The organism is Nonomuraea endophytica (genome assembly GCF_014203235.1).
In the GTDB taxonomy this organism is placed as follows: Bacteria; Actinomycetota; Actinomycetes; order Streptosporangiales; family Streptosporangiaceae; genus Nonomuraea; species Nonomuraea endophytica.
The window spans coordinates 168,328-176,793 of record NZ_JACHIN010000020.1; the positions used below are offsets into that span (position 1 = coordinate 168,328).

An 8,466-nucleotide genomic window follows, 5' to 3' on the forward strand; every position below is an offset into this window, starting at 1 on the left:
TGGCACTCGGAGCATGACGCGGGAATCCCCCACCAGCCAGCGTGCCAACGCCGTGCTAGCCGGAAAGCGAACTGGGAAGGGTCCGCGAACACGAACCCGGCCTTTGGCAGCGCAGAGGCCGGGCTCGCAGCGATCAGTCGGGCTGGTTCTAGAGGGGCAGGCCGCCGCCCGCCGCACCGCCGAGCAGACCGCCCAGCAGGCCTAGGAGCACATTGGAAGCCGGCGCGTCCGCCGAAGCCGTGGGTGCGGGCTTGCTCGCGGACTTGTCCGCATGGGCGTGCGCCGACAGCGCCGGCATCACTCCGATGGCGGTGCCGAGCAGCCCGATGGCCGTCAGCCGCGCTGCAGCCTGCATGATCGTCATGTGTTCTCCTCATTGTGTTTGTGCACGGAGGTGCTGATCTGGCGACCCACAGTCCAGCTCAGAAGGTGGTCGTAGGGCTCTCCTGCAACGCTCGCGTTGATACGACCCAGGCCAAACACCGACCCTCCACTGACCCCGGCAGCCAGATCGATTCGATCTACATGCGGGGTGTCCGCAACGGACGGCACCACTCCCATCGCCCGCAACCCAGCCCAGCATCCGGTACGGCACGCAGCCGAGTTCCTCGGCGACCAGATCTGGGGGAGGGTTGTGCGGCTTCGAGATCGCCGAACTGCGCGTGAAGCCGCTGGCCGACCATGATGTCGCCCAACGTCGGCTCCGTCGTCCAGACAGCGGTGGGCCGCTTGACGGCGGTGTTGGTCGAGCCCGGCTTCGCAGGGTCGATCTTGACCATAGGCACGGTCGCTGGGGCGCTGGCTCCGCCGCCGCCCGCCGTGGTCTGCCGGGCGATCAGCGAGCGGACGGGCCGGGCGGCGCCGTTGGTGCCCCGACAGGAGATCCGGGAGCTGCAGATGGCGATCCGGCGACTGCCAGGGGTTGGCGATCTACAGGATGGTCTTCAAAGGTACGACTGACAGGGCGGAGACCGCGAGCGCCTCCAACGAGTCGTTCGGCGGGTGGACAACGACTTTCGCCGATCCGCGGCTGTTCGACTTCATGGAGCTCTGCTGTCGGGTCAGTGCGTCAGCACCCGCAAGGTAGCGATGGCGGAAGGTGTCTCACGTGTGGCCCCATGGAAGAAGGCTCTACTGGCGCTCATTGATCTTGCCAGAAGCGGGCCTGAGCGCTGGGCTTGCGTAGCCTTGGTGTCGAAAAGGGGAAGGGAGTTCCGCATGACACCGAAACAGCCCAAGACCGAGCTCGATGCCCGCTACAGCTCCGCGCTGAACCCGCGCCCGGGCGCGGAGAACGTCACCGCCACCGACTGGGACCGGGCCCAGCGCCAGCTGCGGGCCGCCGAGATCTTCTGGATCACCACGGTCCGGCCGGATGGTCGGCTGCATGTCACGCCACTCATCGCCGCCTGGCACGACGGGGCACTGTACTTCAGCACCGGGCAGGGCGAGCAGAAGGCGAAGAACCTGGCCGGCAATGCCCACTGCGCACTTACCACCGGGCACAACTCACTGTCCGAAGGCCTCGACATCGTGATCGAGGGTACGGCGGAGCGGGTGACGGATCCGGCGCGGCAGGAGGAGGCCATCGCCGCGTTCGAGGCGCAGTACGGGGACCACGTCACCTCGCCGGAGGGGACCTTCTACGGCTTCGGCGACAGCATCCGCAAGGGCAACGACCTGCTGTTTGCGGTGACACCCAGCACGGCGTACGGCTTCGGGCACGACAGCCAGGTGTTCAGCCACACTCGTTACACGTTCTAGCGAGTGAAATCCCCGGCCGCCAGCGCCGGATACTGTCGCGGAAACGCTGGGCACAGGCCTCACCGGAGGTTGCGCACGGACTCGAAGCCCGTCTGACGGGCGAGCTTCTTCGCTACAACGCCCTTTGAGCAGTGCTGTCCTGCCATCACCGACCACTTCGGCCGCGCCCGTGACCGAAGATCGACCGTGTTCCTTCGCCTGGCCTATCTCGCCGTTACCAACGTCTTTGCCGCGCTGCGGTGGCGCATGAGCGATCGGGACGAAGACGTCGAGATACTCGCCTTGCGTCATCAGACCACCGTGCTTGAACGGCAACTCGGCTCCGATGCCAAGGCGAGATTCACGCCCGAGGTCCGGGCATTCCTGGCCGCGCTGCTGACGTCGCTGCCGTGTAAGGTCCTGCGCGGCCTCTCCGCGGGGTGGGTATCGCCGGGTACGAACGGATTCTGGGCCCCGACAAGGTCTTCACGCTGCAGACCAAGCTGGTCTTCGCCGACTTCCTCGCGCTGAGCGGCGACCAGCCCGCCGCCCGCGACCTGTACACGGAGGTGGTGACCACGAGTGAACGGGTCCGGGCCCACCTGGACAGCCTCGACGACTGAAACCCGCCGCTATTGACGTGATATCAATCCCGATAAACTTTCAGGGTGAAAGTCCAAGCACCTGATTTTCCGCTCTGATCTGATCTCAGATTCATGAGGAAAGCGAGCCGGACGTCCATGCCGCCCGTGTATCGTGTGCACGTCGTCATCCGATCGTAAGGGAAGGGATCGCCGACCCAGCCTGTAGGATTGTTGTTGTAACGAAGAATTGCGCTGTATTGAGGGGCGCCAGGCACGAACCACCCGCGAGGTGCGGCGACCCCGTTTCCGCCCGGGCCCACCCGTTTCTCCAGCCCATCAAATTGGATCGACCCGGAGACCTCGGCTATGCGGATGACATCGCCGTCGCGAATGCCGTTCGGCGCCTGCTCGCCGTAGGGTACGGGCGGGAAGACGGCGTCTCTGTGACCGGCGGAGAAGGTCGTCGTGTTCTGCGTATCGGGCTTTAGGTCCTGGTTGCAGCGGTCCATCGCCGCCGTTGCGTCCTGGGCTGGCGTGGAGCCGACCTTTTGCGCCACTGCGAGCGCGGCGGACCCTAGAAGAACGATGAACAATCCGAGTGCGACGCCTTTTCTACTCCATGGCTTGACGTTGTGCAGGATCATTCCGGCCAATAGGTTGGAGAGCAGGCCGACGGCCGCTATGGCAAGCGCGATCAAGATTACCAGCCATAAATCGAGCATGCCGACACTGTAGCGCTGTGAACCCTCGCGTACCGAGATCGCTTCGCATCTGGGTCGTGTTGGACTTCCGTGGCGTGGGTCGCAATACTCCATATTGTTCGGGCCATTATGTGGACCTCACAGAACGGCCCGGCATCGAATCCTCAGGTTCAAGGGATCGTCGCAACATCCCAGTTGAAGGGATGCGATGGGTTTCGAGATCCGGGGGGACGGTCAGCGGACGCGGGGCTGTGCGAAGTTGGTTGCCGAGCGGGCTGAACACTTGCGGCTTGTGCGTGAGGGCATGAGTGGCAGGCGGGCCTGCGAGGTCGTCGGGGTCAGTCCGCGGACCGACCGCAGGTGGCAAAAACGGGCGTAACCCGTCGGCGGCCTACCTCACGGTGACGACCACCTTCTCGTCCGTAAGCGACCACCACAGAAAACATCGAGATCTTGGCCCGCTGGACACGGTGCTGCTCTGGGGCGAAATCGAGCTTCGAGATGCGGACCAGCAGCCAGGCAACGGCGTTGGGATTCATGGCCGCGAATTCGCGAAGCCAGGGACTGGCGTCGCCCGAATTCTGAGCTAGGCGCAGGGCCGGCCGCGCGCCCACCGCGTTGCGGTTGTCCTGGGTGAGTTCCTCGACTCGCCTGGCGAAGGACTCGATCGGCATCTTGTGAAGAAGGTGAAGACAGTGGTCGAAGCCAGTTCTCGCAGAGCAGGTTGACGAGGTCGCCTGCGCGCTCGTAGATGGACAGGAGCTCGACCTGCCGGTCCTCATCGAACTTCAGGAACTTGAGGTAGGCGTCCTCCAGGTTGCGTAACCGCAGCGCGCTAAGGACGTCGTCCAGCGAGGACGCGGCGAAGTTGTTGTTGACCTGGTAGTTGTCGCCCACGCCGCCGTGGAACATGACGCCACGGCTGTATTTCGCGTCTATTGACGGGAAGCCGTCGTCGTCCGGATGTTCGCCGCGGGATTTCATCACGCCTTGAAGTCGTTGTGGCGACCGTGGAAGAGCCGCAGGCGAAGCGGCCCGCGGCCTTGGACGGTGTGACCGTACCGCCGTGGATCTTCATTCCGCGGGCGTGGGCCATCGCGACAAGGCGTCGACGTCCCGGATGAGCTGATCGGCTGATGGTCGGGGTGGACGACGAACCGGGCAGGCCCAGGTTGTCCGCCCTCAGGAGCACGATCACGTGCCGGGCGCCGCGCTGGCCCAGAACGTCCCTGTGCAACTGGCGTGGTCCCGAAGTTCGCGCCATAGGCTTCGGCTGGGCGCCCCCACGAAATTTCAGCTCCGCCCGGGGTGCCACTTGATCCGCGGACGGGGTCATCGCTGAGTCGTACCTGCGATGTATCCCCACGGAGGACGTCCGCGACGGTTTGTCACGGCACCATGCTGAATGACACCTGACAAGGAGGACGCCACAGTGGGGGAGGACGTCGGCCCTCGTTTCGGACTCGCCACCTCGGCCGAGCGGGCGATCGACGCGACCTGGGTGGGAATCACCGCGGCCGTCAATGTCGGCGGGGTGGTCGTCGTGGCCGTGCACGACGATGACCTCGGCAGGGTGACTCCGGGTGTCGTGCTCCTGCTCATGATCGGACCGGCGCTGCTGTGGTGGCGCAGGCGCGATCCGTGGCTGGTGCTCGCCGGTTGTGTCGCCGTCACCTGGACGTACATACTCGGCGGCCTGCCGCCGGGACCGGTGTACGGGCCGATGATCGTCGCCTTGGTCAGCGCGGTCGTCCACGGCGCCCGCTGGGCGGCCTATCTCGTGGTCATCGCCACACTGGCCGTGCACGCCGGGGCCGGCCTGCTGCCCGGCTGGGACGGCCGGGACGGCTGGGACGACTCGTCGCTCGCCGCTCTTGCCGCGTGGCTGCTGTTCCTCCTCGCCTTCGGGGAACTGATCCGGCACCGCCACGCCCTGACCGAGGAACGACGCCGGCGCCGGCAAGCCGGCCTGGACGCCCATGCCGACCAGCTCAGGCGGGAGGCGGCGGAGGATCGTCTGGATCTGGCCCGCGAACTTCACGACGTGGTGGGCCACCACCTGGCGGTGATCAACATCCAGGCCGCCGCGGGCCTGCACCTGCACGCCACGCAGCGGCCCGGTGTCGAGGAGGCCCTGCGCGTCGTGCGGGAGGCGAGCGGGCGCGCGCTTTCCGACGTGCAGGTACTGCTGGACGCGCTCAGGAACCCCGGCCACGCCGCATCACGGTTGCCCTCGCCCTCGCTGTCCGACATCGACGGCCTCCTCGACTCCGCCCGTGCCGGCGGCCTCGACGTCGAGGTCGTCGTCACCGGCGAGCCGCGGAGCCTGCCCGCGGCCCACGACCTGGTCGCCGGGCGGGTCATCCTGGAATCGCTCACGAACGTGCTACGGCACGCCGGGCGCCCCAGGACGTGGGTCCGGATCGACTACCGCCCGGAACGACTGTGCGTGCGGGTCGACAACGCGGCCCCCACCCCCGAAGCCGCCCGTACGCCCGGAGGCGGGCGCGGCATTCCGGGCATGCGCGCCCGCGTGGAGACCTGCGGCGGCACGCTGACCGCCGGCCCGCTCGAACCGTTCGCCTGGTCCGTCCGGGCCATCCTTCCCATCCAGGAGCAGCACCGATGATCCGTGTCCTGCTGGCCGACGATCAACGTCTGGTGCGAGCCGGCTTCGCCGCACTGCTGTCGGGCGCCGACGAGGTGGAGGTCGTCGGCGAGGCCGGCGACGGGCTGGCCGCGGTCGAACAGACGCGGACGATCCGGCCGGACGTCGTCCTGATGGACATCAGGATGCCGAGGATGGACGGCCTTGAAGCCACCCGCGCGATCCTGGCGTCACCCGTCACCGCCGGGGTGAAGGTGGTCATCCTGACGACTTTCGAGGTGGACGAGTACGTGTTCGAGGCGCTGCAGGCGGGTGCGGCGGGATTCCTGGTCAAGCACGGTCTGCCCGACGAGCTGATCAACGCCGTGCGTACCGTGGCGGCCGGGGACGCCATCCTGTCCCCGGGAGTGACCCGGCGGCTGATCGCCGAGTACGCGCGCCGGGCCAGGCCCGTCGACCGGCGCGGAAACGTCGACGAGCTCACCGGCCGGGAGCGCGAAGTGGTGGCCCTGGTCGCCCGGGGCCTGGACAACGAGCAGATCTCCGGCGCGCTGTTCCTCAGCAACGCCACGATCCGCACCCACGTGAGCCGGGCGATGATGAAGCTCGATCTCAGGAATCGGGCTCAACTGGTGGTCTTCGCCTACGAGAGCGGTCTCGTCAGCCCGGGCTGGGACGGTCAGAGCTGACCGGGGCCGTCAGATGGCGAGTTCCACGATCGTGATGTCCGGAGGCGCGCCGACCCGGACCGGCGGTCCCCAGAATCCCGCTCCTTTGGTCACGTAGAGCTGCGTGTCGCCGAAGCGTCCGTGTCCGGCGAGCGTCGGCTGCGCCCATGAGGTGAGCAGGTTCAGCGGGATCATCTGGCCGCCGTGGGTGTGCCCGGACAGTTGGAGGTCCACGCCGTGCCGCATCGCCTCGTTCACCTGGATCGGCTGGTGGGCCAGCAGGATGACCGGGCGGTTCTGGGGCGGAGGCGAGTTGCTCGACGGTGCCGTCGACGAGATCTCCGACGATCGCGACGAGGTCGGCGTCGGTGCGGTTGATCATGTCGACGATGCGCCGCGTGTGCGCCCGTCCCAGCATCGGCCCCAGGTGGATGTCGCCGACCAGGGCGATCCGGAGTCCGTGGGCCTGGGCTCCGCCGCGGCGTAGCCGTACGGTGACGTGGTCGAGGCGGGGTGGGCTCAGAGCGGTCACCCTGCCGTACCCGACGATGCCCGTCGCCGCCGCTCCCGCCGTCACCGCGATCGAGCGGGCGAGGAACGTCCGTCGTTGCGGGTCCTGAGCCTCGGGGCTGACCTTCGCCCGGTGTTCGCGGGTCACCGCTGCGGCCAGCCGTACCGGCTCGGCGAGAATGAGCAGGATCAGCAGGTAGACGGCCAGGCCGTACCAGATGTTGGTGGGCCACGCGATCCAGCGGGACACGGCGATGTCGAGGAAGAACGGCGTGATGAGCGCGGCCGGGATGAATCCCGCGAGCACCACCGCGAGCACGGTGCCCACGCGGCGGGCGCGGGAGCCGGGTGGCGTGGTGCTCCGGACGAGGCGGGCCCACAGATAGATGTGGGCGAGCAGCCACATCACCGACTGTCCCCACACCCATGCGGGAATCGACATCAGGTCACACTCCGGGAGCGGGACCTCCTGATGAGGATCTCCGCCACGACGAGGTTGACGATCCACCCGAGCGCCTGCCCGATCGGGATCACGGACTGGGCGTTAGCGGCGGCCGTACCGCTGAAAGGCACTTGGACCAGCAGGATCAGCGGCACCAGGACGCGTGAGGTGACGGCGAGGAAGGTGAGCGCGTAGTTGCGCGTCATCCAGTTCCGATGGCGCGCGAAGTCGCGGCGGCGGGCGGCCCGGACGGCGAGCGCGCCCGTGACGAGCCACAGGACGGCGGGAATGACCAGGCCGATCTGGGTGATGAGGCGGCCGGAGAGCAGCGCCACGGGTATGGCGGTCAGCGCGGAGGGGAGCACCCCCGCGAGGAGATAACAACGGCCGATCGTCCGGTGTACGCCCCCGCGTGCCCGGATCGCCGGGATGAACTGCAGCGGTCCGAGGACGAGCGCTACCAGCGCGGTGAAGATGTGGGCGACGAGCAGGTAGTAGTGCGGCCCGTTGGTCACGTCGAGCCTGAGGTAGGGGCGGACGAGCACGACGCCGAACACCGCCGCGACGACGAGCATCAGCCAGATCTTGCGGGCTCGCGCGGGCTCGCTCCGGTGGTGGATCATGGATTTCCCAGGGCTAGTGTGTCTGGACCGCCCATCATGCGGTGCGGTGGATCGCCCGGCATCGGCTCTGGGGCGGGAACCGGGCTACGTCACGGCTCGCGGAGCGGGCCCTCGGGCGGACGTCGCATAAGTCGGCGGGAGTACGCGTATTGCCGTCAGGAAGCTGAAGACGCCGATCCGTGGCCCCGATGGTTCGAAGCCTTGACGGCGAGTGAGTGTTTTGTCCCTTTTGGGGTAGCTGGGCGGCATGTTCTTGCTGAGGCCGCCGGGCGTGTACCGGCCGCAGGGTGATACCGATCTGCTCGCCGCCGCGCTGGCCGCCGATGTGCTTCCGGCGGGGGCGCGGGTGCTCGATCTGTGTACGGGCACCGGGATGCTCGCGTTGTGCGCGGCGCGTGGCGGGCTGGCCCGGGTGACGGCGGTGGACTTGTCCTGGCGTGCGGTGCTGGCCGCGCGCGTCAACGCGATGGTGCGCGGGCTGCGGGTGCGGGTGAGGCGGGGCAGCCTGTTCGCACCGATCGGGCGGGAGATGTTCGATCTCATCGTGGCCAACCCGCCGTACGTGATCGGTCCGTCGCGGTTGCCGG

Annotated in this window: 11 protein-coding genes; 6 read left to right on the plus strand and 5 right to left on the minus strand. The window is 67.6% G+C overall.

Going from position 1 to position 8,466, the window contains the following annotated elements:
• Positions 1-148: 148 nt before the first annotated feature.
• The gene (locus HNR40_RS47280; protein WP_184973692.1) at positions 149-364 is read right to left on the minus strand and encodes a hypothetical protein; all 216 of its coding nucleotides are present in this window, start codon (positions 362-364) and stop codon (positions 149-151) included.
• A gap of 854 nt (positions 365-1,218) precedes the next feature.
• On the opposite strand from HNR40_RS47280, the gene HNR40_RS47285 reads away from it, so the two are divergent.
• Together HNR40_RS47285 and HNR40_RS47290 are read left to right on the plus strand one after the other, a co-directional pair.
• Positions 1,219-1,764 (plus strand): pyridoxamine 5'-phosphate oxidase family protein, encoded by a 546-nt coding sequence (locus HNR40_RS47285; RefSeq protein WP_184973694.1) that lies wholly within the window; start codon positions 1,219-1,221, stop codon positions 1,762-1,764.
• Positions 1,765-2,183: 419 nt separating this feature from the next.
• The gene (locus HNR40_RS47290; protein WP_184973696.1) at positions 2,184-2,366 is read left to right on the plus strand and encodes a putative PII-like signaling protein; all 183 of its coding nucleotides are present in this window, start codon (positions 2,184-2,186) and stop codon (positions 2,364-2,366) included.
• 23 nt (positions 2,367-2,389) lie between these two features.
• Here the strand turns inward: HNR40_RS47290 and HNR40_RS47295 are convergent, their stop codons facing one another.
• On the minus strand, positions 2,390-3,049 hold the full coding sequence (locus HNR40_RS47295; protein WP_184973698.1) for a hypothetical protein: 660 nt from the start codon (positions 3,047-3,049) through the stop codon (positions 2,390-2,392).
• 187 nt (positions 3,050-3,236) lie between these two features.
• Between HNR40_RS47295 and HNR40_RS58050 the strand changes: the two genes are divergently transcribed.
• Complete coding sequence (locus HNR40_RS58050; protein ID WP_184973700.1) at positions 3,237-3,407, plus strand: helix-turn-helix domain-containing protein; 171 nt, start codon at positions 3,237-3,239, stop codon at positions 3,405-3,407.
• A gap of 17 nt (positions 3,408-3,424) precedes the next feature.
• On the opposite strand, the gene HNR40_RS58055 is transcribed toward HNR40_RS58050, so the two are convergent.
• Positions 3,425-4,015 carry a hypothetical protein gene (locus HNR40_RS58055; RefSeq protein WP_184973702.1) on the minus strand — a complete coding sequence of 197 codons (591 nt, stop codon included), beginning with the start codon at positions 4,013-4,015 and terminating at the stop codon, positions 3,425-3,427.
• 418 nt (positions 4,016-4,433) lie between these two features.
• Between HNR40_RS58055 and HNR40_RS47310 the strand changes: the two genes are divergently transcribed.
• Both HNR40_RS47310 and HNR40_RS47315 read left to right on the plus strand, forming a co-directional pair.
• Positions 4,434-5,657 carry a sensor histidine kinase gene (locus HNR40_RS47310; RefSeq protein WP_184973703.1) on the plus strand — a complete coding sequence of 408 codons (1,224 nt, stop codon included), beginning with the start codon at positions 4,434-4,436 and terminating at the stop codon, positions 5,655-5,657.
• Positions 5,654-6,325 carry a response regulator transcription factor gene (locus HNR40_RS47315; RefSeq protein WP_184973705.1) on the plus strand — a complete coding sequence of 224 codons (672 nt, stop codon included), beginning with the start codon at positions 5,654-5,656 and terminating at the stop codon, positions 6,323-6,325. The genes HNR40_RS47310 and HNR40_RS47315 overlap by 4 nt, the downstream gene beginning before the upstream one ends.
• On the opposite strand, the gene HNR40_RS47320 is transcribed toward HNR40_RS47315, so the two are convergent.
• Complete coding sequence (locus HNR40_RS47320) at positions 6,297-7,256, minus strand: metallophosphoesterase family protein (RefSeq protein ID WP_246510668.1); 960 nt, start codon at positions 7,254-7,256, stop codon at positions 6,297-6,299. The two genes, HNR40_RS47315 and HNR40_RS47320, sit on opposite strands and share 29 nt — an antisense overlap.
• Positions 7,256-7,879, minus strand: coding sequence for a DUF2306 domain-containing protein (locus tag HNR40_RS47325; protein ID WP_184973707.1), 624 nt, complete (start codon positions 7,877-7,879; stop codon positions 7,256-7,258). The genes HNR40_RS47320 and HNR40_RS47325 overlap by 1 nt, the downstream gene beginning before the upstream one ends.
• Before the next feature lie 247 nt (positions 7,880-8,126).
• Between HNR40_RS47325 and HNR40_RS47330 the strand changes: the two genes are divergently transcribed.
• A partial coding sequence (locus HNR40_RS47330) for a methyltransferase (protein WP_184973709.1) occupies positions 8,127-8,466 on the plus strand: 340 nt, incomplete at its 3' end.

Excerpts from the sequence above, each read along its gene's own strand:
- HNR40_RS47315 (WP_184973705.1), top strand. The coding sequence starts at position 5,654 with ATGATCCGTGTCCTGCTGGCCGACGATCAACGTCTGGTGCGAGCCGGC.
- HNR40_RS47310 (WP_184973703.1), top strand. The coding sequence starts at position 4,434 with ATGACACCTGACAAGGAGGACGCCACAGTGGGGGAGGACGTCGGCCCT.
- HNR40_RS47295 (WP_184973698.1), bottom strand. The coding sequence starts at position 3,049 with ATGCTCGATTTATGGCTGGTAATCTTGATCGCGCTTGCCATAGCGGCC.
- HNR40_RS58050 (WP_184973700.1), top strand. The coding sequence starts at position 3,237 with ATGGGTTTCGAGATCCGGGGGGACGGTCAGCGGACGCGGGGCTGTGCG.
- HNR40_RS47280 (WP_184973692.1), bottom strand. The coding sequence starts at position 364 with ATGACGATCATGCAGGCTGCAGCGCGGCTGACGGCCATCGGGCTGCTC.
- HNR40_RS47320 (WP_246510668.1), bottom strand. The coding sequence starts at position 7,256 with ATGTCGATTCCCGCATGGGTGTGGGGACAGTCGGTGATGTGGCTGCTC.
- HNR40_RS47285 (WP_184973694.1), top strand. The coding sequence starts at position 1,219 with ATGACACCGAAACAGCCCAAGACCGAGCTCGATGCCCGCTACAGCTCC.
- HNR40_RS47325 (WP_184973707.1), bottom strand. The coding sequence starts at position 7,879 with ATGATCCACCACCGGAGCGAGCCCGCGCGAGCCCGCAAGATCTGGCTG.